The organism is Hamadaea flava, assembly GCF_024172085.1.
Lineage (GTDB): Bacteria > Actinomycetota > Actinomycetes > Mycobacteriales > Micromonosporaceae > Hamadaea > Hamadaea flava.
Genome location: NZ_JAMZDZ010000001.1, coordinates 67,021 through 92,721, shown reverse-complemented (window position 1 = coordinate 92,721; position 25,701 = coordinate 67,021). Strand labels below are relative to the sequence as shown.

The window sequence follows — 25,701 nt, the reverse complement described above, 5'->3', positions numbered from 1 at the left end:
GGGTTTCCTTCCGCGTGCGCAGATCCTGGCTAGGGATCCTGACAGCGGGGGGTTTCCCCCGGATACGTTTCCGGCTGGCGGCTTTGCGCAATGACGCAAAACCGCCAATCATCTACTGTGGACGAGCTAGGGGCGTTCGACCCGCGTCGGGTTACCCCGGACCAGCTCGTCGTGGATCTTCCAGCGGTCCGCGACCAGTTCCCGCCCGGCCGCCGTGTCGCGGTCCTCGATCCGCGTCCGGAGCAACTGCAACGCGATCCTCCGGTTCAGCGCGAACTGCCGTTCGGTGTCCACCACGACGACCATCCCCGTAGGCCGGTGCGTCGCGCGTACCGCGGTGCTGGCCTTGTTGCGATGCTGGCCGCCGGGTCCGCCGGTGCGGCAGGCCACGATCTCGACGTCGGACTCGGCGAACCCGATCCGCTCGGCGTCGACCTGGCAGGGCTGCGCGGTGACGTACCAGTTCTTGCGCCCGACCGTCCGGTAAGGACTCGGCGCCTGCCAGCACAGCGTGCCCGTCCAGCTCGCGGCGAACGTCTCGGCGGCGGCCGGATCATGATCGCCGTCGACTGCCCCATCGACTGCCCCGTCGATCGCCACGAGCACCGACAGCAGCGTGCCGGGCCGTTCCCCGGGCACGCTCTCGACCCGGCGCGTGGTCACCCCGCGTCGCCCGGCGTCGGCTTCAAGCCGCCGGGCCAGCATCGCCACGGCCCACGCGCATTCCTGCGGCCCACGTCCAGCCGACAACAGCAGGTGTACGCTCACCGCCGTCCCCGCTTCCGCCGGTCGCGCCGGGCATCCTGGTCGGCGCTGCCCACATCGGCGGTCTTGTACGTGACGAGGGGAATCGTCGTGGCGATCGGCGTCGCGAGCCGATGCTCGACCAGGTCGCCGATCACCTGCTCGATCCGCTTGTACGCGGTCGGCGCCTCCTCGAACAGCAGCTGCCGTTCACCGCAGACGACCACCGAGCCGACCGGCGTACGCCGCAACTCCTCGACGGTGTGCTTGGCCCGGCCACGCCGCAGCGCGTCGGCGCGGGACATCTTGCGCCCGGCCCCGTGCGCGACGGAGTAGTTGGCTTCCGGGCCGGCGTGCGTGGCGACCAGGTAGGACGGCGTACCCCGGGTGCCGGCGATCAGCACGTCGCGCCCGTCGCCCCGGGCAGCTCCCTTGCGGTGCAGGTAGGCGCCGTCGCGTACCTCGACGAGGTTGTGGCATTCGTCGACGATCGGCGGCAGCGGTTCCGCGCCCAGGGCGTACGCCACCCGCGCCGCCATGAGCCGCCGATTGAGCGATCCCCATCGAACGGCATCGTCGTGCGCGGCGAGGTAGGCCGCCGGGTCGGCGGCCGGACCGGCCCCGTGAACCTCCGTGTGCTCGCGCAGGATCCGCTCGCCGAACCCGCGCGATCCGCTGTGGACGATGAGGACGAGGTCGTGCTCGGCCAGCCCGAGACGCTCGGCGTGCGCGGCGGCGAGCACCGGGCCGACCCGGGCCAGCTCGACGAAGTGGTTGCCCCGGCCGACGGTCGCCAGGCTGTCACGATGCCCGGCCGGAATCGCCGCGGCAGTGTCGCCGTCGACCACCGACCAGGCCGGGTCGTCGGCGTCGGCCTCGGGGTCGAGCGGCACGTCGAGGTCCGGGAACCGGGCGGCGAGCTTCTCGGGCACGACCCGCTTGAGGCGGATGGGGAAGACGGCGATGCCGCATCCGATGTCGGACCCGACGAGCAGCGGATAGAGCACCGACGACGACATGGCCGCGCCGATCGGCGCGCCCTTGCCGGGGTGCAGGTCGGGCAGGCCCGCGACATGGATCATGCCGGGCAGCGCCGCGACCTGGTGGCACTGGTCGACCGCGTCGGACTCGATCCAGCTGGTGGGGGCGGCGAACACGGTGACGCTGGCCGTACCGGACTCGGTGACGGCCGCAGAGGGCTGAGACAAGGAGAGACGCTCACTTCGCAACGGGAGACGGATTCGAGAAACCGGGAGGGTGCGCGTCAGTACGTCATGCCATGAGGATCGCCGAAACCGCCTGCCGGGCCAACCGATTTTCGCACCGGTCGTCGCTGCGGCCAGTCACCGTCATGGCGGTCCGGCGTTGAACCGATGATCGATTTGTCATACTTCGGGAGGTCTCGGCGTGGCCGGACGCTTCACTCTGGGCCGAGTAGTCCTCGCCTCAGCCTTCGCCCTGGCTGTGGCCGTCGGCCCGGCGCGCGTCGCCTCGGCCGTCGTCCCGATCCCCGCCGCGACGACATCGGTGATCGCCGTCAAGGTGGGCGGTGATCGGACCGGCGATCTGACCGTCGGCCCCCTCGCCGGGGTGGAGCTGGGCCTGTACGCGGCCGCAGGCTCCGCCGACCCGGTGAACGGCTCCTGGGCGCTGTGCACATCGGACGCCGACGGCGATTGCAGCTTCATCGTCCCCGACACGCAGACCGGCGGCGCGAACAACGGCGTGCGGTTCTTCGTCGGCCAGGTCGGCGTACCGGTGGGCTGGTTCGAGAACCCGACGCTGCGGACCGGCAACGGCAGCGGCTCCAACTCGACCGCGCGCCCCTATCGGTTCCCGGCGCCCGCGCTGGCCGGCGGCCAGACCTACACCTCCGCCAGCGACTTCATGATCAGTTCGACGTGGTCGGATCCGGCCGCCTCCGGCGGGGTGTGGCAGCAGTCGCGGAACAACCCGCGCTTCCCGGCGACCTGCGGGCTCGACGTGGCGCTGTTGCTCGACCTGTCCGCCTCGGTCGGATCGGCGTTGCCGCAGCTCAAGGCGGCCGCGAACACGATCGTCGACGCGCTGACCGGTACGCCGTCCCGGATGGCGATCTTCTCCTTCGACGGCGACTCCCCCAGCACGGGCACGACCAACCACCCGAACCTCGTCCCGGTGTCGACCGATGCGGGGGCGGCCCAGGTCAAGAACATCTACTCAGGCTGGGCCCTCGGCAAGGGCACGAACTGGGACCAAGGGCTGTTCGCGATGGCCCAGGCCGCTCCGGCGTACGACGTCGCGCTGGTGCTGACCGACGGCAACCCGACGCGGTTCGGCAAGCCGCGCAGCGGCGACGGCAGCAACACCCATTTCCGGGACGTCGAGAACGGCGTCTTCTCCGCCAACGCCCTCAAGGCCGAGGGCACCCGCGTCGTGGCGGTCGGCGTCGGCAAGGGCGTCGAGGGCGTCAGCGGGCTCAACCTGCGGGCGTTGTCCGGGCCGACCGCGTTCACCGGCTCGAACGCCGCCGCGGCCGACTATTTCCAGGCGGCCGACTACTCCAGCGCGGCCGCAGACATCCACGACCTGCTGCTGACCAGCTGCACCGGTACGCTCACCGTGGTCAAGCAGCTCGTCCCGGACGAGAACGAGGGCGAGGACGTCACCGGAGCGACCCCGGCCGGACCCGGTTGGGTGTTCGACGCGTCGACCACCACCTCGGGCGTCAGCGGCCTGCCGGCCACCGAGACCACGACCGACGACGGCACCGGCTCGGTCAACTTCGACCTCGACTACGACCCCGGGGTCACCTCCGCCGACGTCGCGGTGACCGAGACTCAGCACGACGGGCACACACTGGTGACGCCAGGCGGTAAGAACGCCGTCTGCGTCAACGTCGCCACCGACGCCGCCCTGCCGGTGACCGATACCGGCGGTACCGGCTTCTCCGTCGCGGTGGCCAGCGGCGTCGCGGTCAGCTGCACCGTCTACAACCGGCCGATCGACACCGACGCCGACGTCACCGTGGCCAAGAAGTGGATCGTCAACGGCGAACGTTTCGCGCACGGCGAGCAGCCCAGCGGACTGACCGCCGATCTGAGTCTCACCGATCCGGGCGAGGCCGGCGCAACCCCGCAGGACTGGGACATGCTCCGCGACGGGTACACCCCCGGCGCGGCCGTCGAGATCGCCGAGTCCGCTCACGTCGCGGATGCAGTCCACGTGGGCGGGACCGACCTCGGCAAGTGCCGTCTGGCCGGCAGCCGGATCACCGAAGCCGACGGCGCGGCCGTCGACCACTCTCTCCCGTACGCCGCCACGCTGGCCGTCGAGCACGCGCACTACACGGTCACCAACACGGTGACCTGCGAAGGCGGCCTCGCCGACACAGGCATGTCGGCGAAGCCGATCCTATGGGGCGCCGGGAGTGTGCTCGCGGGTATCGTGCTGCTGATCTGGTTCCGGCGGCGGCCGCTGACAGCCTGACGACACTGTCTGGCTGGAGTGGACAGCGGGGGCCACACTGGGGGCGACCGCACGCTAGATCCACTCCGCTTGATTGACTCTGCTAGATCCACTGGGGAGACTCCGATGCCGAACTCCGACGATCCGACCGTGCCGGTGCACGGCCAGGCCGCCGTGCCGACCACGGTGCAGGAATACCCCGTGACCGCGGTCCCCTACCCGACTCCGCCGCGCCGCCCGGCGGTGAAGATCCTCACCGGTGTCGTGGTGGTGCTGGTCGTGCTGGTGACCGCGGTCACCGGCTACTTCGTCTCGGCCGACAAGGCGCACCGGGAGCGCGAGGACCAGCTGGCCGTCCAGGTGGCCGACGGGCAGCGCAAGGTCCAGGAGATGCAGGCCGAGGTCGCCGCGGCCAAGGCGGAGGCCGAGGCGGCCAAGGCCCAGGCGGCGAACACCTCGGAGGGGTCCGACACCAACAAGGTCCAGCAGCTCAACAGCTGCACGGACGCGTTGAAGAGCGTGCTCGGCGCTCGGTCGGGCGCGGACTTCGCCAAGGCGTACAAGGCGATGCAGGAGCTGTGCAAGATCGCGGGCATTCCGCTGTTCTGACGGATTCCGCTGTTCTGCCGATCCGCTTGACGGACGGCGGACCCGGCTTTCGGCGTACCAGCTGGGCTTAGACGACAGCGAGGGCCCGCGTGGAGTCGGCGAGAATGCCGCCGAGCGCCACGCGGGCCTGGGTGAGATCCGCGATCCGCGAGTCGAGGTCGGCGAGCTGGACCCGCAGATGGTCCAGGACGCAGGCCTGGAGTTCGACGCCGTCGCCCGCGAAGCACGGCATGAGGTCGCGGATGACCCGCGTGGGCAGACCGGCGGCGAGCAGCGTCCGGATGCGGGCGACGGCGGTGACCGCGTCAGGGCCGTAGTGGCGATGGCCGCCCTCGCTGCGCCGGGCGACGAGCAGGCCCTGCGCCTCGTAATAGCGCAGCAGCCGGATGGCGACGCCGGTGCGCTCGGACAGCTCGCCGATCTTGAGATGGCCCGGTTCCATGTGACCCGCCTTACCCGACCTTGAATCTGACACTGATGTCAGCTCGTACGGTGATCATATGACGACGAGTTCAGCAGGGCCCATCGCCCTCTACGGATTCCTCACCGCCAAGCCCGGCCACGCCGACGTCCTGCGGCGGCGGCTGGCCGACCTGGTCGAGCCGTCGCGCGGCCACGAGGGCAACCTCCAGTACCACCTGCACGAGCAGAGCGACGGCCGCTTCTTCCTCTACGAGCAGTGGCGCAGCCAGGCCGACCTCGATCGGCACAACGCGACCGAGGTCTTGCGGGAGTTCCTGGCCGAGGCGCCCGAGCACCTCGACGGCGGGCCGGAGGCGTACTTCGGTGAACTGCTCAGCTCGCCGGTTGGCTGAGGAACTCGGGGTTGTCGGTGATGAAGTCGCCCAGGGTGTCGGTCTTCACCGCGGCGAGCATGTCCTTCGTCCCCTGGGTGATCCCCTCACAGCTCTCCCCGCCGAGGTCGTAGCCGCAGGAGGCGTAGGTGCCGCCGTTGGTCTTCAAGGTGATCAGATCAGCGGCGCCCAGCGACTTGAGCGAGAAGACGAACGTGTCCAGCTGTACGCCCTTGGTGTCCATCTTCAACGAGGAGCCGGCGGCCCTGACGACCTGTGACAGCTTGCCCGGGTCGCCGAGGACGCCGGCGCTGGTCGCCTTCTTCGCCAGCGATTTCAGCAGCTGCTGCTGGTGCTTCTGCCGGTCGTAGTCGCTGTTGGGCAGCCCGTAGCGCTGCCGCGAGTAGTCCAGCGCCTCCCAGGCGGCCATGTCGCGGCAGCCCTTCTTGTGGATCCAGCTGTTGGACAGCTTGTGGTCGCCCTTGTAGCTGTAGTACTCGGGCTGCCCCTTGGCGTTCTTGATGTAGTGGCTCGACCACGTGTCACGGTCGACGCACAGGTGTACGCCGCCCATGGCCGCGATGACGTTCTTGAAGCCGTCGAAGTCGATGACGATCACGCCGTCGAAGGTGATCCCGGCGAGCTGCTTGATCGTCTTCTGCATCAGGCCGGCGCCGCCCTGCCAGCCCGCGCCGCGCTCGGACCCGAACTGGTACGCCGCGGTGATCTTCGCGACCCGCCCCTTGAACCCGGACTTCGTCCAGGCCGGGATGGGCAGCGCGAAGTCACGGGGAACCGAGATCAGGTACGCCTGCTCGTGGTCGGCCGAGATGTGCAGGATGATGATCGTGTCCGACCGGGCGTCGTCGGCGGCCCAGCCCTGCCGATGGTCGATGCCGAGCAGCAGCAGCGTGATCGGGCCTTTCAGGGCCTTGTCGTTGCTGACCTTCTCGATCGCGGCGGGCGATTCCTCGGTGGTGCCGGTCTCGATGCCGCTGGTCAGGTCGCCGAAGAACTTGCCGACCATGGCCAGCCCACCGAACCCGGCCAGGCTGACCAGCAGCCCGAAGGCCACGACGAGCCGGGCCCAGATCGGTGACCGCGTCGTGCGTACGCGCCGGGACTTCGTCATCGTCGCCTCCCCGTTCTCCTGTGTCGTCAGGGAGACGGATCCAGGACGCGAAAACGTTGCCCGTGGCGTTGATCACGTCGCCGCGCGCCGGTCCGGCCTTCGCCGTTAGCCTTAGGCACAGCGAAGGGGAGTAGCCCCCGCACGGAGTGGTCGACACACTGGTCCCCCGGGACCCGGCCCTCCGGCCCGCATCCGGCTTACCGGGCGCGGGTGGGCGAGACCTTCGGCTCAGGCAGCAATGCCGGGTCGAGGTCGTCGCACGCGCTCTCCTCCCGGCGTACATCCCCGGGAGGACGCAAGTGGAAGGTTTCCTGGTCGCGCTCGCGATCAGTTTCGGCGTGATCTTCGTCGCCGAGCTCGGCGACAAGTCACAGCTCATGGCCATGACGTTCGCGACCCGTTATCGCGCGACGACCGTGCTGGCCGGCATCAGCATCGCCACGGCGGTGGTGCACCTGGTCTCGGTCGCGGTCGGTTACGGACTCGGGGCGGCGTTGCCGACCGGGTGGATCGGCCTGGCGGCCGGCATCGCGTTCCTGGTCTTCGGCGCGTGGACGCTGCGCGGCGACAGCCTGACCGAGGACGAGAAGGCCAAGGCCGGACGCACCGGCCGATCGGCGTTGTGGGCCGTCGGCGGGGCGTTCTTCCTCGCCGAACTCGGCGACAAGACGATGCTGGCGACGATCACGCTAGCCACCCAGCACGGCTGGTTCGGCACCTGGATCGGCTCGACGATCGGCATGGTCGCCGCCGACGCGCTGGCGATCCTCGTCGGACGCTGGCTCGGCAAGGCGCTGCCGGAGAAGGCGATCAAGTACGGCGCGGCCGTCCTGTTCGTGATCTTCGGCGTCTGGTTGCTCGTCGACTCGATCGGCCAGCTCACCTGAGCCGCGCCCCGGCGGTCACTTCAGCAGCTCAGCGACCTTCTCGCCGAACGCGCGCGGATGGGTCAGGTTGCCGTTGTGACCGCCGGGGAAGCGTACCGGGGCGACGTCGAGATGTTCGGCGAGCGCCAGCGCCGACAGGTAGTCGAACCCGTCGCTCGGGCTGGTCGCCCCGACCGCCGGAATCACCGGCGCGCCGCGCGCCACGTCGGCCAGGCTCAGCGAGTCGGTCAGCGCCGCGTCGAGGTCGTTGCGCAGAAAGAACTCGAAGTTCGCGGCCCGCTGATCGGTGAACGGGAACTGTGTGATGCCGGGCTCGGTGTCCTGCTCGCGCGGGTTGATCCCGAGCACGGCCGCGACCTGCGCGGCGGCCGCACGCCAGCCGCTCTCGCGGTGCACGGCCACCACTCCCGCCAGCTTCTCGCGGGCCACTCGCTCCTCGGCCGGGTCCAGGAAGCGCACTGCGATCGGCTCGTGGGCGATCAGTTTCTGCACAATCCCCGGGTACGCCGACAGCAGGTGCAGTCCAACGGCGGCCCCGAGGCTGAGTCCCAGCATGAGCACCGGCCCATCGGCGACCTCGCGGAGGACCGCCGCCGCGTCATCCGCATGCCGTCGCAGCGACACCGGAACAGCGGGGTCGGCGGGGATGCTCCGCGACAGCCCACGCCGGTCGTAGGTCACCACAGTGAACCGGTCGGCCAGTCGGCCGACGAGGTCGACCGTACGGTCGGCGTCGCCCTCGCCGCTCTGCGAGACGAACAGCGTCGGCCCGGAGCCGACGACCTGGTAGTGGATGCGAGCGCCGTCGGCGGTCACGTAACCGTTCCTCGTGTCAGTCATGATCAGGACCGTAGTCCATCATTTCTGATGCATCAAGAGTGATGTACCCTGGATCACGTGAGCCCCGTCGAACTGATCCTGCTCGGCCGAACCCTGATGAAACTCGGCGAGCAGGCGCTGCCCGCCCCCGAAAGCGGCCCGACCGGCGGCGAACGCACCGTCGTCATCGTCATGAGCGACGTGTACGCCCATGCCGGCACCACCGTCGTGGAAGTCGCCCGGCGTACGGGCCTGCCGCAGAGCGCCGTCTCCGGCGCGGTGGCCCGGCTGCGCGAGGTCGGCTCGGTCATCGCGGAACCCGACGCGGCCGACAAACGGCGGCAACTGTTACGCCGCAACCCCGAACTGACACCTCGCCGTCAAAAGGTGGCCACGGCCGGCATCGACGACGCGATTGCCGCCGCCCTCGGCGAGCACTCCCCCGCCGACCTGGCCGAAGTGCTCGCCGCCCTCGAAACACTCGGGAAGCGCCTCACCCCCGAAACGATCGCCCGCCTCCGCCCGTAGCCCTTCGCCCGTAGCCCTTCGCCCGTAGCCCTTCGCCCGTAGCCCTTCGCCCGTAGCCCTTCGCCCGTAGCCCTTCGCCCGTAGCCGTCGCCGTCGCGCCCCTAGAGATCGGCGACGTGCAGCACGATCTTTCCCGTCGTGGAGCCCGCGTCGAGTCGCTTGTGGACGTCGCGCACACGGTCCCACGGGACGACCTCGGCGACGTCGATCCGGACCACACCCTTCGCGACGAGGTCGAGCACGGTCAGCGCGTGCGCTCGCCAGAGTTCCGGCGCGCGCCGAGCCAGGTCGCCGATGTTGTAGCCGCCCGCCGTGCGATTGTTCTTCCACAGGCTCAGCATGGGCAGCTCGACGTCCGGCGCCGCGGCGGCGTCCCCGAAGGCGACGAGCCGCCCGAACGGCGCCAGCAGTGTCAGGCTCTCCTCGCGTACCGGTCCGCCGACCGGGTCGAGGACGACGTCGACGCCTCGCCCGCCGGTGGCGTCCAGCACCTCCGCCGCGAAGCCCGCCCGAGGCAGTACCAGGTCGTAGCCCAGGCGCTGGGCGTACGAGACCTTGGCAGGATCGCCGACCGTGCCGATCAGCCGGCTGGCCCCGAGTGCCCGCGCGATCTGCACCGCCAGTGAACCGACGCCACCGGCGGCGGCGTGGATCAGCACCGTGTCGCCAGCCGACACCCGGGCAGCCGCCGAGACCACGCCGTACGCCGTCGGCGCGACGCAGCCGAAGCCTCCCGCCGCCGTCAGGTCAAACTGCTGAGGCAGCGGCAACACGAAGGGCGCAGCGACCGCCACCAGCTCGGCGTACCCGCCGAAGCGTGGCAGGTAGGCGGCGACGGGCTGGCCGATCCGGAAACCTTCGACACCGGACCCGATCGCGGCGATCTGCCCGGACGCCTCCAACCCCGGCACCTCCCAGCCCTCGGCCGGGCCGAACACTCCGCGCCGGTGCTCGGCCTCGGCATAGTTCACGCCGGCGTACGCGATCCGGACGAGCACCTCGCCCGCCCCGGGCACCGGGTCGGCTATCGTGACCCGGCGCAGCACCTCGGGGCCGCCATTGGTGTCGAGGGCGTACGCCTCCATGATCGCCTCCAATTGTTTCCACGTGGAAGTTTCCATCTGGAAGTAATCTTGGAGAGTACGACGGAGCCCGGTCAAGAGCGAGGAGGATCACATGGCCGACGACAATCGGGCGCAGACCTGGCGCGAGCTCGCCCGGACCTACACCCGGGTCTCGGCCGCGCTGGAGTCGGCGTTGCAACAGAGTCACGCCGTGTCGGCGAACGACTTCGAGATCCTGTCCGCCCTCACTTCCACCGACGGCGGCTATCTGCGTATGCAGCGTCTCGCCGACGCGACCGGGCTGCCGTTGAGCACCACGAGCCGGCTGGTGAGCCGACTGGAAACAGTCGGCCTCCTGGCACGTTACGTGTGTCCCGACGACCGCCGCGGCGTGTTCACGCAGATCACACCGGACGGGCGGCGTATGCAGAAGGCCGCCGCGCGCACCTTCGGCCGGACGCTGGACCAAGAGTTGGCCTGAATCGTCTCAACCTTTGCGGGGGCTCGTGCGTACTTGATGTGTGACGGATGCCGGGCACGACAGGGATGCCGAGTTCGCGGAGTACTTCGCCGCGCGCGCGGCGCAGCTGCGCCGAGTCGCGTACGCGCTGTGCGGGGACTGGCACCTCGCCGAGGATCTGGTCCAGCACACGTTCGTGCAGCTGTATCGGCATTGGCGACGGATTCAGGCGACCACTCTCGATGCCTACACGCGACGGACGCTGCTCAACGCGTATCTGAGCAATAGGAGGGTGAGCAAGCGCGAACGGATCGTGGCCGACGTGCCGGACCTCGCCGGAGCCGAGCCGTCCGCCGGGCCGGAGACCGATGTGCTGGCGCTGCTCGCGCAGTTGCCGCCGCGGCAGCGCGCGGTGATCGTGTTGCGGCATCTGGAGGACCTGCCGATCGCCGAGGTGGCCGAGTTGGTGGGGATCAGCGAGGGCTCGGTGAAGAGCCAGACCTCGCGGGGTCTGGCGTTGTTGCGGTCGCGACTGGTCGAGGAGGCGTGAGATGACCGAGGACTGGTTCACCGACGCGTTGCGCGAGCAGATCGGGCGGGACGAGCCGCCGCTGGGCATCACGGCCCGGCAGGCGATCGCGGCCGGACGCCGGAAGCGGCGCGCGGAGATGTTGCGGATGGCCACCGCCGCGATGGGCGCGGGCGTGGTGCTGTTCGGCGCGACCTTCTACTTCGAGCCGTTCGGCGGCGGTCCTGCGGCGGGCTCGTGCGACACAGCAGTGCCGACGAACGCGCCGACGCCGCTGCCGACCGGCTCCGAGTTCCCGTTCGGCGACGACCTGCCGGGCGTGGCCCCCAGCGGCGACGTCGGGTACTCGCCGGCTCCGACCGATCTGCCCAGCGAGAGCGTTCAGCCGCAGCAACCGGACTATCCGGAGTCGCTGTCGCCGGAGCAGCTGGACAGGTTCACGTGCGCGGTCCGCCGCAGTGTCGTGGCGGCGCTGCCGGACACCACCTTCGCCCAGCTGCGAGACGAGTCCTGGTCCGGCCCTCCGCCGCTGACCGTCGGCACCTCGACGAGGTTGAACGGAACGGCCGCCGTCCTGGCCGGCGCGGCGACGACCGACCGTCTCGGCCAGGGTTCCATCGTGATCGAGGCCAATCACGTCGAACTGCGGCCGGAGGCGGATCGCTGCACCACCGGCTCGCTGTGCAGCCTGCGTACGGGGCCGCACGGTGAGGTGATCGAGGTGTATCCGACCACCGGTGACGGCGGCATGATCGGCTACGTCCTCTACGTCTACACCGGACAGACCGCTGTCGTGGCGCGTACGCACAACACGCCCGACGTCGAAGGACGGTGGCCGGTCAGCCGGCCGACCCCGCCGGTCACCCTCGACCAGCTCATCACGATCGCCTGCGACCCCGACCTGGTCCTCTGGCCCTGACCCCCTGTTCGCCGGCTTAGGGCACTGGGGCGGGCGCCGGCGGGGCGGGCGCCAGCGGGGCGGCCGTCAGCGCGCCCACGGCAGCGGCACGGGAGCGGGGTTGCCGGGCACCGTGGCCACCCCGCCGACTGCCATGCAGACCAGGACGTCGGTGACTTCGTCGCCGGAGGTGACCTGCCGGTCCACGCCGGGCGGCAGGATCACGGTCTCCCCTGCCGCCACGTGGCCGGTGACGCCGCCGGAGTCGATGCTGAGCGAGCCGGCCAGCACCGTCCAGAGTTGTTCGCGGTCGATGGAGTGCAGTGGCCCGGTCGTGCCGGGCGCCATGCGTACGCGCCAATTGCACAGCTCGGTGCTGCCTTGGCTCGGCGCCGCGAGGGCGGTCGTGACGGCGGCGGGGGTGGTGATGACGCGGTCTTCGGTGGCGCTGACGATTCTCATGATCTTCTCCCCGGGGTGGTGAGTCAAGTGGCTTTACTCGCTGATTCGAGTAAAGCAACTTGACTCGGCTGTGTCAACATGGACGGGTGAGGACCGATCCGCTCGCTGACGCCGAGCTGACCTACCTGATGGGGCTGGGCTTCCAGCTCGTGCTGGGCGAGTTCGTCCGCCGCATGGACGCCGCCGGGCACAGTGATCTGCGTCCCGTCCACGGCGCGGTGTTCCAGGCGCTCAAGGGGCCGGGCGCGACCGGGACCGAACTGGCCGAGCGGCTCGGGGTGACGAAACAGGCCGCCGGGCAGCTCGTCGACGACCTGGAGGCACGCGGCTACGTACGCCGGGAGCCGCATCCGGCCGGGGGCCGCCGCAAGCTCGTCGTCCTCACCGAGCAGGCCGAAGCGCATCTTCGGGCGGCCGGCCGGGTGCTGCACGGGCTGGAGGCCGAACTCGAGGGGAGCCTCGGCGCGGCGGAGCTCAGCCAGTTGCGTACCGCGCTCGCCCGGCTGATCCGCGAGATGACCGGCGACACGCTGCCCGCGCTGCGCCCGCAGTGGTGACCTGGCTGCGCAGGTGACCAGGGCGGCTCGGGTACTTTCGAGATCATGACGAGCACGCGCGCCGCGACGACGGCCACCTACGCCGCCTTCATCGGCTCGGGCTTCGCCTTCGCCAGCTGGGCCGCGCGTATTCCGCAGGTCCGCGACCAGCTGGAGCTCGAACCCGCGACGCTCGGTCTGGTGCTGCTCGCCATCGCGGCCGGCTCGCTGCTCGCACTGCCCTTGTCCGGTCCGGTCGTCACGCGGTTCGGCTCGGCCAAGACCGTGGCCGCGATGGCCTTGCTGCTGGCCTTGGCCCTGACCGTAGTCGCGCTCGGCGCGCTCGCCGGCGTCTTCCCGGTCGTCATCGGCCTCGCCATGCTCGGGTTCGCCAACGGCGCGTGGGACGTCGCGATGAACGTGCAGGGCACCGTCGTGGAGCGGCGACTCGGCCGCTCGATCATGTCGCGCTTCCACGCGGGATTCAGCCTGGGCACGGTAGCCGGTGCGCTGCTGGGCACGCTCATGATCGCCTTGAACGTGCCGGTCACCGCACATCTGCTCGGCGTCGCGGTGATCATCGCCGTCAGCATCCCTTGGTACGCACAACGCTTCCTCGACGACCGGGCGGAGACTCCGGAGGAGCCGGGCGACGGCACCGTCAAGCCGAGCGCCCTGACCGCCTGGCGGGAGCCGCGTACGCTGCTCGTCGGGGTGTTCACGCTGGCCTTCGCGTTCGCCGAGGGCACCGGCAACGACTGGATCAGCGTCGCCGCGATCGACGGCCACCACGTCTCCCCCGCCCTGGGCACGCTGGCGTTCGCGGCCTTCCTCACCGCGATGACGATCGGCCGCTGGTTCGGCCCCGGGCTGCTCGACCGCTTCGGACGCGTACCGGTCGTGCGGGTGCTGTGCGCGATCGGGGTCGGCGGCGTGCTGCTGTTCATCTTCGCCCCGAACCCGGCGTACGCGTTCGCCGGAACGCTGCTCTGGGGCGTCGGCGTCTGCCTTGGCTTCCCGGTCGGGATGAGCGCCGGCGGCGACGACCCTCATCGGGCGGCGGCACGGGTCAGCGTCATCGCGTCCATCGGCTATTGCGCGTTCCTCGCCGGGCCGCCGCTGATCGGGTTCCTCGGCGAGCACCTCACGGTGCTGCGCGCGTTGATCGTGGTGGCGGTGATGCTGGGCCTGGCCGCGCTGGTGGCCGACAGCGTACGCCCGCTGCCGCGCACGCCCGAGGTCGAGCAGGTGGACCGCAGAAAAGCCGGCGCGCAGGAGCAGTGAGCCTTGTTAGCCTCGCCCGGTGACTGACCTCCCCACCTTCCAGTTCGCCTTCCCCGGTCCGCTGCGGGACCTGCTCGTCGCCGCCGTCCTCGACGGGACGAAGACGTCGACCTCCGCACTGCTGCAGGACTACGAGATCGACGGCGATCCGCTGCCGGTCGAGGGCACCCGGCACGCCGTAGTCGACTCCGACGAGCGCCCGGTCGCGGTGATCGAGCTGGTCGAGGTGCGGGTGGCGCGCGTCGGTGACGTCGACCTCGACTTCGCGCGCGACGAAGGCGAGGGATACACGTCGGTCGCCGAGTGGCGGGCCGGGCACGAGGACTACTGGCACGGCGCGGACTATCGGGGCTGGCTGGGCGATCCGGAGTTCACGGTGACCGACGACACGATGGCGGTCCTGCAACGGTTCCGCGTCGTCGAGCGGCTTTAAGCCTTACGTTTCCCGAACCTGCCGCCGCTGCGCGACGACGCTCCGCTCGGTACCGTCTGGCCATGGCAGATCGGAAGCTGGCCGCGCACTTGTTGCGCCGGGCGACCTTCGGCCCCACCGCGGCCGAGGTGGACGCCGCGGCGGCCCGCGACTACGGCGACGTGGTCCGGGAGCTGGTCCGGCCGACGGCCGCCGAATCGGCCGCACCCCTGCCGGCGTACGCCGAGGATCCGCTGCTCGGGCCGATTCCCGGCAAGCGCACGCGGGAACAGCGGGCGGCCGCCCAGCAGCGGGCGCGGGCGTTGCTCGGCGAGCTGACCCGAGCCTGGGTGACCCGAATGGTCACCGCCGATCACCGGCTGGCCGAGAAGCTGGTCTTCTTCTGGCACGGGCATTGGGCCACGAGCGCGCAGAAGGTGGTGTCGGCCCGGCTGATGCGGGCGCAACTGGAGAAGTTCCGCGCGTCAGGCGCCGGCGACTTCGAACTGCTCGCCCGGCAGATGCTGCGGGACGGAGCCCTCGCCTACTGGCTCGACGGGCAGCGCAACACGGCCAAGGCACCCAACGAGAACCTGGCCCGGGAACTGATGGAGCTGTTCACGCTCGGCGTGGGCGCGTACACCGAGGACGATGTGAAGGCCGGAGCGAAGGCGCTCACCGGATGGACCCTCGACCGCGCCCGGGGCGCCGCCGTCTTCGATCCACGCCGCCACGCCGTAGGCCGGACGACCATCCTCGGTCAAACCGCGGCCCACGACGGCGACTCGTTCGTCCGCGTACTGGTGGAACAGCGCGCTCATCCGATCTTCCTGGCGAACCGGTTCTGGCTGCGCTTCGGGTCGGGCGAGCCGATGCCCTCGTCCACCCGGGACAGCCTGGTGACGGCGTACGGGCGTGGCCACGACATCAGCGCCCTGCTCACGGCGTTGTTCACCGACGACGCGTTCACTGCCAGCGCCGGGCACCTCGTCAAGTCGCCGGTCGAATGGGCGGTCGGCGCGTACCGGCAGCTCGGCGTACCCACGGCGGAGAAGACACTGGCCACGACGCTCAACGCGACCCGCGCCATGGGCCAGCTGCCGCTGCGTCCGCCCAGCGTCGGCGGCTGGCCCGCCGGAGCGGCCTGGCTGACGACCTCCTCGCTCCAGGCGCGGATGCGGTGCGCGGCCGCGATCGCCACGGCCGTCCCGGATTCCACCCTGGACACACTCCGGAACGGTGCCGCCGCCACGAAGGTCGACGCGGTGGGCCGGCTCCTGGCCGTCGACGAGTGGACCGGCCGCACCCGCAAGGCGCTGCTCGACGCCGCCAAGAAACCACAGCGCCTGATCACGCTCGCCCTGATCAGCCCCGAGTACGCGGTCAGCTGAGGGAGGATCTCGGATGGACACCGTCACCAGACGCAAGTTCCTGATCGCCTCCGGCGTCGTCGGCGGCACCGCGCTGGCCGCCGGAGCCGGCGTCTACACGATCGCCGACATCCTCGCGACCGCCGACGATCCGGCCGCCGCCTCGGCCGGCGACCGCACCCTGGTGCTCGTGACGCTCTACGGCGGCAACGACGGGCTGGCCACGGTCATCCCGTATGCCGACGACGCGTACCACGACGCTCGCGGCGAGATGGCGTACGAGGCGTCGAAAGTGCTGCACCTCGACGCGCACACCGGACTGAACCCGGCGATGACGGGGCTGAAGGCGGCGTACGACCGCAAGCAACTGGCGATCGTGCATGGCGTCGGTTATCCGAAGCCGGACCGCAGCCATTTCCGGTCGATGGACATCTGGCAGACCGCGAACCCGGTCCAACCCGGAACCACCGGCTGGCTCGGCCGCTGGCTGGACCGGGCCGGACGCGACCCGCGCACGGCCATCTCGTTGGAGCCGGTGCTGCCGCCGATCCTGGCCGGGGCGAGCTGCGCTGGGGCCGCGGTGCCGCTGGGCAGCGTCACGGTGCCCAAGAGCATCACCGCCGCCGACCTGCACGCCCTCGGAAGCACCTCGTCAGGCGAACCCGCGCTCCAAGCGCGGGCGGCCGCCTGCTTCGGCGACCTGGCCAGCGTCGACAAACTGCTCACCGACGCGCTCGCCGAGGACGACGACAACGACGGCGACCACGACAACGAGCCCGCGACCGGCACCGGTGGCGCGGTGTCGACGCTGAAGGCCCAGCTCGACCTCGTCGCGACCTGCGTCGAGGCGGGCGTCATGACCCGGGTGTTCTCGGTGTCGATGGGCGGGTTCGACTTCCACGCCGGGGAGAGGACTGGGCAGGAGACCCAGCTCAAGACGGTCGACACCGCCGTCGCCGGGTTCCTGGAGCGGATGGGCCGCACCGAGAACGGCCGCAAGGTCGTGGTCATGGTCTACTCGGAGTTCGGGCGGCGCGTACGCGCGAACGCCTCGGACGGCACCGACCACGGCACGGCGTCGAACATCCTGATCGCCGGGGCGTCCGTCGCGGGCGGTCGGCTCATCGGCGACCAGCCGAGCCTGACCGATCTCGACCATGGCGACCTGAAGTACCACACCGACTTCCGCGACGTGTACGCCGCCGTGCTCGCCGACGTCCTCGGGGCCGATCCCGATCCGGTCCTCGACGGCTGGGACGGCCGCCTCCCGGGTCTGCTGACCTGACCCCGCTCCGTCGGCGAGGGCTGGGTCAGCCGACGTTCTCCCGGTTCCGCCGGGCCGCCATGAGCGCTTCCCAGGCCGGGTCGGTGACGGACTCGGTTCGGATCTTGAGGAACTCGACCGTCTCCTCGTTTCGCAGCAGCATCGCGATCCAGCCCAGCAGGCCGATCATCATCACCTCGGCGGTGTAGAGCACGAGCGATCGTCCCGGGGCAAGCAGGAGCTGGTTGACCAGAGCCTCCGTTGCCGGGTCTGGATCGACGAACGCCTTGAGCCCGACCGAGGTGTCACCGAAGAGCAGCAGGTTCCCCAGCAGCGCCTCGCCCCACAGCAGCCACAGTATGACCCGCGTGTAGGGCACCGCCTTGCGGACGAGCAGTCCACCGGCCAGGAGCAACGTCGCCGCCAGACCGGTCCACAAGCAGAACTGCGCGGAAGCCTCCAGATTGGACACGGCGCGGGCGACGGCCTCGGCGGCGGCCGGCGCGGCGGCGTACGCGGCCGCCTCGTTCGCGTTGAGGCGAAACACTTGCAGGAGGCCGTAGGCGACCTCGACGGCACCGATCACCCCGGCGCTCGGCAGCAGAACGGCGAGTCGGGTAATGGATCTAGGGGCTGCGCGCATGGCGGGTGAGTCTAGCGGGGTTCACCCCATCGCGATGTCCCCGGCGACCGCCGGTGTGATCACGCGCCGGGTCCGTCACAAAACCGCATAATCGGTCTCCGTCTGGTGAGGCGAAATCTTCGTCCGGTGGGGCCGATGAGTTTCGTGCGGCCGGGTCGTCTTAGGGGTGTAGTCCTCAGTTTCCGAAGGAGTCAACGATGACCGCGATCTCGAACAACACCGTCAAGACCAGCACCGTCGAGGCGCCCGGCGCCGTCATCACCTACGACGTGCGCCTGGCTGACGGCACGACCGAGCCCGCCCTGCTGATGGTCGGCTCGCCGATGGACGCGTCCGGTTTCGGCGAGCTGGCCGCCCGGTTCCCCGACCGCACGGTGGTCACCTACGACCCGCGCGGCGCCGGGCGCAGCACCAAGGACGAGCCGGCGTCGAAGTCCACCCCCGACCAGCACGCCGACGACCTGCGCCGGGTGATCGAGGCGGTCGGCGGGCCGGTCGACGTCTTCGCCAGCAGCGGCGGCGCGATCAACATGCTGGCGCTGGTCGCCCAGTACCCCGGCCTGGTGCGTACGCTCGTCGCGCACGAGCCGCCGGCGATGCGGAACCTGCCCGACGCCGAGGTGGCGCTGGCCGCCGCGAAGCGGCTCGACGCCGTGTACACCGAGCACGGCTTCGGCGCGGGGATGGCGATGTTCATCGCGCTGACCAGCCACCGGGGCGAATACCCGGCGGAGTTCGCGACGATGCCCGCCCCGGACCCGGCTGCGTTCGGGCTGCCCACCGAGGACGACGGCCGCCGCGACGACGTGCTGATCGGTCAGAACCTGCTGAGCTGCACGCACTACGAGCACGACTTCGCCACGCTGAAGGCGTCCAGCACCCGGATCGTCATCGGCGTCGGCGCGGAGTCCGTGGGCGAGATGGCCCACCGGGGCGGCGAGGCGATCGCGGCCCGGCTCGGTGTCGAGCCGGTCACCTTCCCGAGCCACCACGGCGGCTTCCTCGGGGAGAACCCGTGGATGAAGGGCGACCCCGACGGCTTCGCCGCCACGCTGCGCTCGGTGCTGTAAAGCGCTACCCTTCCTCGCCCAGGTGGCGGTGGACGAAGGTCCGCCAGTGCTCCACCGCCCCGGGCGGGGTCACGCCATGCCCGCCCGCGTACGCGATGAGCTGCTTGCCCGAGGCGCCCAACGCGTCGAAGAGGGCCAGTTGCCCGTCGCGCGGGAAGATCTCGTCGTCCCACTGGACGTGGAACAGCACCGAGGCGGTGATCGCCCGCGCCTCCCGGACCGCACGGTCGGGCGTGGCCAGCCCGGCCGGCATCGCGGGATGCTGCCGCAGGCCGAACTTGCCGAGGACCGCGCAGTGCAGCCGGTCGCCGAGCGCGGCTGCCAGCGGCAGACCGAACCGCGTGCCGAGGGAGACGCCGAGGTAGCCGACCCGGGCGAAGCCGAGGTGCCGCACCACCGCCAGCCAGTCCGCTGTCATCCGGTCGAGGACGTCGTCGATGCCGTCGGCAACCATCCGGGCCTGGTATTCGGGAGCGGGGACCGGCGCGGGCACCCGCTCGCCGTGATACGGCCCGTCGATGGCGGCCGCGGCGAGCCCGTTCGCGGCGAACCAGGTCGCCAGTTCGACGATGCGGGGGCTGCGCTTGTCGCCGCTGCCGCCGTGGCCGAGCAGGACCAGACCGCCGGCCCCCGGCGGCAGCCAGGCCACGCCGGGAACCGGACCGGTCGCTCCCTCGATCCGGAAGGACCGTTCGGCGACCCCCATCAACGCTGGTCGTACCAGGTGAGCACGCGCGTGGCCCGCAGCGTGTTCCACCGGCTCGGCCGGCCGTCGCCGTCCTCCAGCTCGAAGTAGGTCCGGCCCTGGTGGGTGTTCTCCAGCAGCCAGGTCCCGTCCGGCTGCTGCTTGGATCGCACCAGGCGGATCGCCTCGTCTATGCGTGGATCGGGCGGGTCGCCCGTGTCGCTGAAGTACTCCAGGCATCGCAACGCGTCGTAGTGCCAGCGTGTGGGGAAGGAGAACTGGAGCCACGCGGGGTCGACGATCTCACCGGTGCTCCTGCGGCGCAGCAGGTCTCGTTCCAGCAGGTACTCCTCGCCCCGGCGGCGCGCCTCGCGCACCTCGGGCGGTCCGCCCATCGCCTGTTCGTACGCGAGCAGGCCCTCCAGCACGTTGATCGTCGACGCGAACGAGGAATTGGCCGAGCCCGTCTCCTCGGCGTAGCAGTTCCAGCCGCCGTCGCCGAGCTGGTCGGCCAGCAACCGGGTGACGATCCCGTCCACGTTCTGTCCGAAGTAGACTCCGATGGCGAGGGTCCGCCCGTTGATGCAGCAGTCGACCTCGCCGGCGAAGAACGGGAGGTCGTCGTAGTCCCAGCGGCTCTTCTCCCGCACCTGGTCGACCGCGTAGCGGACGCGCTCGTCGCCGGGATCGACGCCGAATTGCGTCAGCAGATGCAGCACGGGCAATGTGGGCGTCCACGGCTGCCCGCGCTCGCCGCGGTGATCGGCCGCCCACCACCCGGCCGGGAAGCAGGAGCCGCCGTCCCACTGGCCGTCGTCGCCCTGCGCCGCGAGCAGCCGCGCGCCCCAGCCCTCGTCGGCGACCCGCCGGCGCTCGGCGGCGATGTCGTCCGGGGGCGCGTCGGTCAGGTCGCGCCGCACCTGCCAGCGCACCGCTGGATCGGAGTCCAGGAGCCAGTCGAGGACGGCCATCGGGCGAGTGTAACCACGAAATGCGGTTGCGGCCGCTGATACACCAGGGGCATGGCATTCAGCATTCGACCGGCCGGCCCGGGCGACGAACCGGCCTTCGTCGCCATCCAGCGTGACCTGTACGCGTACGCCGTCGTGCACGAGGAGGCCTTCCGCCATCACTGGGCGACGGAACCGGCCCGGGCACACGCGCTACGCCTGGTCGCCGAGGAGGACGGCCGGGTCGCCGGGGTCGGGCGGGCCGGATTGTCGATCTCCAGTTCGTTGCCGGGGGCGAGCCAGCTCGGTCTCCTCGTGCGACCGGACTACCGAGGGCGCGGCCTCGGTAGTGAGCTGTTCGACCGGCTCTCGGCCCATCTCGAGGCGGTTGGCGGCACCCGGATCGAGGGCTGGGGCGACGGCGACGAGGCAACCGTTCGGTTCCTCGGGACGCGGGGCTTCACGCAGCGGCATGAGCTGCGTTACTCGCACCTGAACCTCGCAGGGCCGTTGCCGGCGGCACCGGCCGCCGGGGAACACGTGCGGGCGGTGCCGTTCGCCGAGACCACACCCGAGGAGGTCTTCGCGGTCGACTCGGAGGCGGTGCTGGACGAGCCCGGCGACACGCCCGCCGACGCGATGGACTTCGCCGAGTGGCGGTCGACGATCTGGGAAGCGCCCGACACCGACAAGGCGGCGAGCGTCCTGGTGTACGCCGACGGGCAGCCGGCCGCGTACACGCTGGTGGAGACCGACCTCGATCGGCGCATGTGGTCGGGCGGGACCGGGACTCGGCGGGCGTTCCGAGGCCGCGGCCTGGCCAAGTACGCCAAATCGGTGGCGCTGCGCCGGGCGGCCGAGCGCGGCATCACCGACGCGTTCACCACCAACGACGAGGAGAACGGCCCGATGCTCGCGATCAACGAGTGGCTCGGCTACCGGCCGTGCGGCGCACAGTTCTCCTATCTGCGCGCCTGACCTGTGATTGGCCGACCCCGAATTGGGGAAATCGCGGCGCGGCACCCCTCGGGCAGAACTCTGTCGCAGCACACTGGACAGACGACAGCGAACGGATGGGCGGCCGATGCGCCAAATCGAATACCGCGTGCTCCCCGACGGCGAATCTTGGCAGGTCCGCCGGGACGGCGAGATGGTGTCCCGGCACGAGACCCGGGCGGACGCGGTGGCGGCGGGCCGCCTAGCCGCCCGCGGGGAGAAGCCGAGTCGCCTGCACATCCAGGACACGCCGCCGGGCAGGCCGCGGACCTGAGTCTCACACCCTCCGTACGGGAGGCAGGTCACACAACAGGCATGTCACAAAAGCGTGGGCTACCTCGTCTCCGTACGGAAGGATCATGAGGCGACGGAAGGCCAGTGACATGCGGATCGAGCAGCAGCCATGACGACCACGGAACGTGGCTCCGGCGAGGATCGGGCGACGGAGTTCGAACAGCTGCGGTCGCTGCTGTTCGCGATCGCGTACCGGATTCTCGGCAGCGTCAGCGAGGCGGAGGACGCCGTGCAGGAGACCTGGCTGCGGTACGAAGGCTCGGCGACGCGGCCGAAGTCGGTCAAGGCGTTCCTGTCGGCCGTCGTCACCCGGATCGCGATCGACGTGCTGCGGTCCGCCCGCGTACGCCGGGAGCAGTATGTCGGGCCGTGGTTCCCGGAGCCGCTGGTCGACGACCCGTACGAGGATCCGGAGCGGGCGGCGGAACTGGCCGACTCCGTGTCGATGGCGGCCTTGCTGCTCCTGGAGCGGCTGAGCCCGCTCGAACGGGCGGTGTTCGTCCTGCGGGAGGTGTTCGGCTTCGGCTTCGCCGAGGTGTCCGCGGCGGTCGGGCGGCCCGAGGCGGCCTGCCGCCAGCTCGCCGTCCGCGCCCGCCGCCACATGGACTCCGGCCGCCCCCGGTTCGAAGCCGACCGCCGGGAGCGCGAGGAGCTGGCCGGGCGGTTCTTCGACGCCTTCCGGGAGGGTGACGTCGCCGGGCTCATGGAACTGCTCGCCGCTGACGTGCACATGGTCGGCGACGGCGGCGGCAAGGCGCCGCAGTTCGGCACCGGCGCGTTCGGTGCGGCCAACGTGGCCGCGCTGCTGGCCTTCGTCGTGCCGAGGTTCGCCGAGATCGGCGGCACGGTGGAGCCGCACTCGGTGAACGGCCAGCCGGGCGCGATCCTGCGCGCCGGCGACGGCAAGGTGCTCAACATCCTGTCGCTGGACATCCTCGACGGGCGCATCCAGACGATTCGTTCGGTGATCAACCCGGACAAGCTGCGCCACCTCGGCCCGGTCGCCGACGCGTGGGCGGTCGCGGACGCGGCGAACGCGTACCGCCCCGCGCCCGCCGAAGAGGCCATGCCGAAGCCGGGTGAATGATCAGCGGTCGACCGGGCCGTACCAGGTGTGGCCCGCGCCCGCCTGCAACGCCCAGTAGCGGTCGCCGAACGACCAGTGCCACCACTCGGTCGGATAGTTGATCATTCCTGCGCTGGTGAGCGCCGCGCCGAGAGCCGACCGCGCCCGCTTCGCCGCCTCCGGGACGTCCGGGGCGGCGGTGAAGCAGCGATCGGCGCTTTCCAGCGGGGTGGCGTTGATCGGTGTGCCGAGGTCCAGCTCGACGCCGTCCTCCGTGCACAGCGTCAGGTCGACGGTGCCGCCGGTGCTGTGCGGGGCGACCTCGGGCGGCGAGATGTACTTGCTCGCCTCGACGTGCAGGCGCGCGCCGTCCCATTCCGGGTACGCGGCCCGCAGTCGCTCGCGATACTCGGCGAAGTACGACGCTTGCAGGGTCAGCGGCCGATAACCCTCGACGATCAGGAACCGCAGGCCGTCCGGCAACCGCCGTTGCGCCGTCAGGAGCCGGTCGACGACACCTTCCCGCAGGTGGGCGTACGCCCCGCCGGGGTCGGCGAGCCGGTCGTCGACCCGCAACCCGTCGACGGTACGCACGTCGACCAGCGCCTCGCCGTTGTCGGTGACGGGCAACTCGGCGATGCGGCGGTCAGACAAGAGAATCACGGGATGCCCCCAATGCGGTGGCGATGAGGATGTCGAGCAGGTTTGGGAACGGGATTCCGGCGGTGGCCCAGATCTGCGGGAACTGGGAGGCCGCGGTGAAGCCGGGGAACGTGTTGACCTCGTTGACGACCGGCTCCCCGGTCGGCGGGAGGAAGAAGTCGACGCGCAGCAGGCCCCGGCAGTCGAGCGCACGGAACGCCCGGATCGCCTGGTCCTGGAGCAGCGCCGTGGTGGCGGCGTCGAGCCGGGCGGGGATGTCGAACGTCGCGCCGGCGGCGTACTTGGCCGAATAGTCGAAGAAGCCGTCGCCGGTGACCCGGATCTCCAGCGGCGGCCCGGCCTCGATCCGGCCGTCCGGGAACTCCAGCACCGCCACGTCGATCTCGCGGCCGCTGATCTCCGGTTCCACCAGGACCTTGTCGTCGCTGGCGAAGGCCAGGTCGATGGCGGTCACCAGATCCTCGGCCCGGGTCACACGCGAGACGCCGAGGCTGGAACCGGCGCGGGCCGGTTTGACGAACACCGGCAGCCGGAACTCCTCCAGCACCGAGCCACGCCGCAACACCACCCCGGGCGCGACCCGCAGACCGTCGGCGGCCAGCAGTTTCTTGGTGAACTCCTTGTCCATCCCGGCCGCGCTCGCGAGCACCCCGTTGCCGACGTAGGTCACCCCGAGGTGTTCCAGCATCGCTTGGACGGTCCCGTCCTCGCCGTACGGGCCGTGCAGTGCGGGCAGCACGACCGTCTGCGCCGCGAGGACGCCGAGCGCCTGCCCGAACGTCGCCGGCACGCCGTCGACGGACCAGCCGCCGTCGCGCCCGATCACGACGTCGGTCACCGTGTATCGCACCGGGTCCAGGTGCGCGATGATGCTGCGCGCCGAGTTCCGGGAGACCTCGTGCTCGCCGCTGCGCCCACCCGACAGCACACCGATGTCGATGCTGCTCATGCCCCCACCCACGTTCGTTCGGCCCGCGCGCCCGCGCCGGTCAGGATTTCGTGCGGGTTCGTGCCCGCCCAGGTCGCCCAGTCGGCGGCCGTCGGTTCGCCCTCGTCGCCGGGGCCGAACACGGTCACCGGATCGCCGATCGCCACCGGCAGTCCCCCGGCGTCCACGACGCATTGATCCATCGTGATCCGGCCGACGATCGGGCAGCGTTGCCCGGCCAGCCACACGTGCGCGCGGCCCTCCGCCGTGCGGGGCAGGCCGTCGGCGTACCCGACCGGCAGGAGAGCCAGCGTGCTGGGCCGCCGGACGGTGTATTCGTGCCGGTAGGAGACGCCCGTCCCGGCCGGCGCCCGTTTGACGTTGATCACACTCGTGGTCAGCGTCATCGCCGGTCGCAGCCCGTGCCGACGGCCCGCGACCGGCTCGACACCGTAAAGCGCCAACCCCACGCGGCACAGGTCGAAGTGTGTGTCGGGCCGGGTCAGGGTGGCCGCCGAGTTCGCCACATGCAGCAGCTCCGGGCGCAGGCCCGCGGCGCGCACGGCGGCGACGGCGTCGCGGAACGCCGCCAGCTGCAGGTCGGTCAGCCGGTCTCCGGGCACGTCGGCGGCGGCCAGGTGCGACCAGACGCCGGTCACCGTCAGCCAGCCCTCGGCCGCCAGTTTCGCGGCCCACGCCACCAGGTCCGGCCAGTCGTCCGCGGTCGCGCCGTTGCGCGCCAGTCCCGTGTCGGCTTTCAGGTGTACGCGTACCGCCCGCCCTGCGGTCTCGGCAGCGACGGCGATCCGGCGCAGATGGGCGACCGTGGAAACGCCCAGATCGACCTCTCGGCGAATCAACGGCTCGAAATCGGTCTCGATCGGATGCAGCCAGCTCAGGACTGGAGCTTCGATCCCCGCCTGGCGCAGCCGCAACGCCTCGGCGGCCGAGGTCACCCCGAGCCAGGTCGCGCCGGCATCCAGGGCCGCCCGCGCCACCGGGACCGCGCCGTGGCCGAAGCCGTCCGCCTTCACGACCGCCATCACCGCGGCTCGCGTACCAGTTGAGACCGCGCGGACGTTGGCCCGCACGGCCGCGAGATCGACCGCGAGCCGGGCCGTCTGTTCGATCATGGGGGTGAGTTCACCAGGCCGGGTGTGAGCCGGC

General features: G+C 70.9%; 30 protein-coding genes. 17 read left to right on the top strand and 13 right to left on the bottom strand.

Annotated elements, in window-relative coordinates:
- Positions 1-126: 126 nt before the first annotated feature.
- Together prfH and HDA40_RS00415 are read right to left on the bottom strand one after the other, a co-directional pair.
- On the bottom strand, positions 127-768 hold the full coding sequence (gene prfH, locus HDA40_RS00420) for a peptide chain release factor H (protein ID WP_253749956.1): 642 nt from the start codon (positions 766-768) through the stop codon (positions 127-129).
- Positions 765-1,952: an RNA ligase RtcB family protein gene (locus tag HDA40_RS00415; protein WP_253749953.1), complete on the bottom strand. Its 1,188-nt coding sequence runs from the start codon at positions 1,950-1,952 to the stop codon at positions 765-767. Before HDA40_RS00415 ends, prfH begins: the two co-directional genes overlap by 4 nt.
- A 199-nt stretch (positions 1,953-2,151) precedes the next feature.
- Here HDA40_RS00415 and HDA40_RS00410 point away from each other — a divergent pair, with 199 nt between their 5' ends.
- Both HDA40_RS00410 and HDA40_RS00405 read left to right on the top strand, forming a co-directional pair.
- Positions 2,152-4,212: a vWA domain-containing protein gene (locus HDA40_RS00410; RefSeq protein WP_253749951.1), complete on the top strand. Its 2,061-nt coding sequence runs from the start codon at positions 2,152-2,154 to the stop codon at positions 4,210-4,212.
- A gap of 105 nt (positions 4,213-4,317) precedes the next feature.
- The gene (locus HDA40_RS00405) at positions 4,318-4,800 is read left to right on the top strand and encodes a hypothetical protein (RefSeq protein WP_253749948.1); all 483 of its coding nucleotides are present in this window, start codon (positions 4,318-4,320) and stop codon (positions 4,798-4,800) included.
- Between the two features lie 67 nt (positions 4,801-4,867).
- Here HDA40_RS00405 and HDA40_RS00400 read toward each other — a convergent pair whose 3' ends face one another.
- Complete coding sequence (locus HDA40_RS00400; RefSeq protein ID WP_253749945.1) at positions 4,868-5,242, bottom strand: MerR family transcriptional regulator; 375 nt, start codon at positions 5,240-5,242, stop codon at positions 4,868-4,870.
- A gap of 58 nt (positions 5,243-5,300) precedes the next feature.
- Here HDA40_RS00400 and HDA40_RS00395 point away from each other — a divergent pair, with 58 nt between their 5' ends.
- On the top strand, positions 5,301-5,615 hold the full coding sequence (locus HDA40_RS00395) for a putative quinol monooxygenase (RefSeq protein WP_253749942.1): 315 nt from the start codon (positions 5,301-5,303) through the stop codon (positions 5,613-5,615).
- On the opposite strand, the gene HDA40_RS00390 is transcribed toward HDA40_RS00395, so the two are convergent.
- The gene (locus tag HDA40_RS00390; protein WP_253749939.1) at positions 5,596-6,726 is read right to left on the bottom strand and encodes an LCP family protein; all 1,131 of its coding nucleotides are present in this window, start codon (positions 6,724-6,726) and stop codon (positions 5,596-5,598) included. The two genes, HDA40_RS00395 and HDA40_RS00390, sit on opposite strands and share 20 nt — an antisense overlap.
- A 299-nt stretch (positions 6,727-7,025) precedes the next feature.
- Here HDA40_RS00390 and HDA40_RS00385 point away from each other — a divergent pair, with 299 nt between their 5' ends.
- On the top strand, positions 7,026-7,613 hold the full coding sequence (locus HDA40_RS00385; RefSeq protein ID WP_253749936.1) for a TMEM165/GDT1 family protein: 588 nt from the start codon (positions 7,026-7,028) through the stop codon (positions 7,611-7,613).
- 15 nt (positions 7,614-7,628) lie between these two features.
- On the opposite strand, the gene HDA40_RS00380 is transcribed toward HDA40_RS00385, so the two are convergent.
- Positions 7,629-8,453 (bottom strand): alpha/beta fold hydrolase, encoded by an 825-nt coding sequence (locus tag HDA40_RS00380; protein WP_253749933.1) that lies wholly within the window; start codon positions 8,451-8,453, stop codon positions 7,629-7,631.
- A gap of 57 nt (positions 8,454-8,510) precedes the next feature.
- On the opposite strand from HDA40_RS00380, the gene HDA40_RS00375 reads away from it, so the two are divergent.
- A complete protein-coding gene (locus tag HDA40_RS00375; protein ID WP_253749930.1) occupies positions 8,511-8,960 on the top strand; it encodes a MarR family transcriptional regulator in 450 nt (149 codons plus the stop codon).
- A 101-nt stretch (positions 8,961-9,061) separates the two neighbouring features.
- Here HDA40_RS00375 and HDA40_RS00370 read toward each other — a convergent pair whose 3' ends face one another.
- Positions 9,062-10,081, bottom strand: a complete 1,020-nt coding sequence (locus HDA40_RS00370; protein WP_253749927.1) for a quinone oxidoreductase family protein — start codon at positions 10,079-10,081, stop codon at positions 9,062-9,064.
- A gap of 55 nt (positions 10,082-10,136) precedes the next feature.
- Here HDA40_RS00370 and HDA40_RS00365 point away from each other — a divergent pair, with 55 nt between their 5' ends.
- Genes HDA40_RS00365 through HDA40_RS00355 form a run of 3 tightly spaced genes read left to right on the top strand, consistent with a single transcriptional unit; the run spans position 10,137 to position 11,932 of the window.
- Positions 10,137-10,505, top strand: coding sequence for a MarR family winged helix-turn-helix transcriptional regulator (locus HDA40_RS00365; protein WP_253749924.1), 369 nt, complete (start codon positions 10,137-10,139; stop codon positions 10,503-10,505).
- Between the two features lie 40 nt (positions 10,506-10,545).
- Positions 10,546-11,034 (top strand): SigE family RNA polymerase sigma factor, encoded by a 489-nt coding sequence (locus HDA40_RS00360; RefSeq protein ID WP_253749921.1) that lies wholly within the window; start codon positions 10,546-10,548, stop codon positions 11,032-11,034.
- A 1-nt stretch (position 11,035) separates the two neighbouring features.
- Positions 11,036-11,932 carry a hypothetical protein gene (locus HDA40_RS00355; RefSeq protein ID WP_253749918.1) on the top strand — a complete coding sequence of 299 codons (897 nt, stop codon included), beginning with the start codon at positions 11,036-11,038 and terminating at the stop codon, positions 11,930-11,932.
- 66 nt (positions 11,933-11,998) lie between these two features.
- On the opposite strand, the gene HDA40_RS00350 is transcribed toward HDA40_RS00355, so the two are convergent.
- Complete coding sequence (locus tag HDA40_RS00350) at positions 11,999-12,373, bottom strand: cupin domain-containing protein (protein ID WP_253749916.1); 375 nt, start codon at positions 12,371-12,373, stop codon at positions 11,999-12,001.
- Between the two features lie 86 nt (positions 12,374-12,459).
- Here HDA40_RS00350 and HDA40_RS00345 point away from each other — a divergent pair, with 86 nt between their 5' ends.
- From HDA40_RS00345 to HDA40_RS00325, 5 genes are all read left to right on the top strand, one after another.
- On the top strand, positions 12,460-12,930 hold the full coding sequence (locus HDA40_RS00345; RefSeq protein WP_253749914.1) for a MarR family winged helix-turn-helix transcriptional regulator: 471 nt from the start codon (positions 12,460-12,462) through the stop codon (positions 12,928-12,930).
- Positions 12,931-12,975: 45 nt separating this feature from the next.
- Positions 12,976-14,193: an MFS transporter gene (locus HDA40_RS00340; protein WP_253749912.1), complete on the top strand. Its 1,218-nt coding sequence runs from the start codon at positions 12,976-12,978 to the stop codon at positions 14,191-14,193.
- A 19-nt stretch (positions 14,194-14,212) separates the two neighbouring features.
- Positions 14,213-14,626 (top strand): ASCH domain-containing protein, encoded by a 414-nt coding sequence (locus HDA40_RS00335; RefSeq protein ID WP_253749910.1) that lies wholly within the window; start codon positions 14,213-14,215, stop codon positions 14,624-14,626.
- Positions 14,627-14,688: 62 nt separating this feature from the next.
- The gene (locus tag HDA40_RS00330) at positions 14,689-15,996 is read left to right on the top strand and encodes a DUF1800 domain-containing protein (protein WP_253749908.1); all 1,308 of its coding nucleotides are present in this window, start codon (positions 14,689-14,691) and stop codon (positions 15,994-15,996) included.
- A gap of 13 nt (positions 15,997-16,009) precedes the next feature.
- Positions 16,010-17,260, top strand: a complete 1,251-nt coding sequence (locus HDA40_RS00325) for a DUF1501 domain-containing protein (RefSeq protein WP_253749906.1) — start codon at positions 16,010-16,012, stop codon at positions 17,258-17,260.
- A gap of 25 nt (positions 17,261-17,285) precedes the next feature.
- Here HDA40_RS00325 and HDA40_RS00320 read toward each other — a convergent pair whose 3' ends face one another.
- A complete protein-coding gene (locus tag HDA40_RS00320) occupies positions 17,286-17,882 on the bottom strand; it encodes a hypothetical protein (protein ID WP_253749904.1) in 597 nt (198 codons plus the stop codon).
- Positions 17,883-18,079: 197 nt separating this feature from the next.
- Here HDA40_RS00320 and HDA40_RS00315 point away from each other — a divergent pair, with 197 nt between their 5' ends.
- On the top strand, positions 18,080-18,952 hold the full coding sequence (locus tag HDA40_RS00315; RefSeq protein WP_253749902.1) for an alpha/beta fold hydrolase: 873 nt from the start codon (positions 18,080-18,082) through the stop codon (positions 18,950-18,952).
- Between the two features lie 4 nt (positions 18,953-18,956).
- Here the strand turns inward: HDA40_RS00315 and HDA40_RS00310 are convergent, their stop codons facing one another.
- Positions 18,957-19,658 carry a dienelactone hydrolase family protein gene (locus HDA40_RS00310; RefSeq protein WP_253749899.1) on the bottom strand — a complete coding sequence of 234 codons (702 nt, stop codon included), beginning with the start codon at positions 19,656-19,658 and terminating at the stop codon, positions 18,957-18,959.
- Positions 19,658-20,608, bottom strand: a complete 951-nt coding sequence (locus HDA40_RS00305; RefSeq protein WP_253749896.1) for a hypothetical protein — start codon at positions 20,606-20,608, stop codon at positions 19,658-19,660. The genes HDA40_RS00310 and HDA40_RS00305 overlap by 1 nt, the downstream gene beginning before the upstream one ends.
- Positions 20,609-20,659: 51 nt before the next feature.
- Here HDA40_RS00305 and HDA40_RS00300 point away from each other — a divergent pair, with 51 nt between their 5' ends.
- The 3 genes from HDA40_RS00300 to HDA40_RS00290 all read left to right on the top strand — a co-directional run bounded on the left by HDA40_RS00300 (position 20,660) and on the right by HDA40_RS00290 (position 22,964).
- Positions 20,660-21,565: a GNAT family N-acetyltransferase gene (locus tag HDA40_RS00300; RefSeq protein ID WP_253749893.1), complete on the top strand. Its 906-nt coding sequence runs from the start codon at positions 20,660-20,662 to the stop codon at positions 21,563-21,565.
- A 106-nt stretch (positions 21,566-21,671) separates the two neighbouring features.
- A complete protein-coding gene (locus tag HDA40_RS00295; protein WP_253749890.1) occupies positions 21,672-21,857 on the top strand; it encodes a DUF2188 domain-containing protein in 186 nt (61 codons plus the stop codon).
- 129 nt (positions 21,858-21,986) lie between these two features.
- Positions 21,987-22,964: an RNA polymerase sigma-70 factor gene (locus HDA40_RS00290; RefSeq protein WP_253749887.1), complete on the top strand. Its 978-nt coding sequence runs from the start codon at positions 21,987-21,989 to the stop codon at positions 22,962-22,964.
- Here the strand turns inward: HDA40_RS00290 and HDA40_RS00285 are convergent, their stop codons facing one another.
- Genes HDA40_RS00285 through alr form a run of 3 tightly spaced genes read right to left on the bottom strand, consistent with a single transcriptional unit; the run spans position 22,965 to position 25,667 of the window.
- Complete coding sequence (locus HDA40_RS00285) at positions 22,965-23,606, bottom strand: M15 family metallopeptidase (RefSeq protein ID WP_253749884.1); 642 nt, start codon at positions 23,604-23,606, stop codon at positions 22,965-22,967.
- Positions 23,590-24,555 carry a D-alanine--D-alanine ligase family protein gene (locus HDA40_RS00280; RefSeq protein ID WP_253749881.1) on the bottom strand — a complete coding sequence of 322 codons (966 nt, stop codon included), beginning with the start codon at positions 24,553-24,555 and terminating at the stop codon, positions 23,590-23,592. Before HDA40_RS00280 ends, HDA40_RS00285 begins: the two co-directional genes overlap by 17 nt.
- Positions 24,552-25,667 (bottom strand): alanine racemase, encoded by a 1,116-nt coding sequence (gene alr, locus HDA40_RS00275; RefSeq protein ID WP_253749878.1) that lies wholly within the window; start codon positions 25,665-25,667, stop codon positions 24,552-24,554. The genes HDA40_RS00280 and alr overlap by 4 nt, the downstream gene beginning before the upstream one ends.
- Positions 25,668-25,701 lie beyond the last annotated feature (34 nt).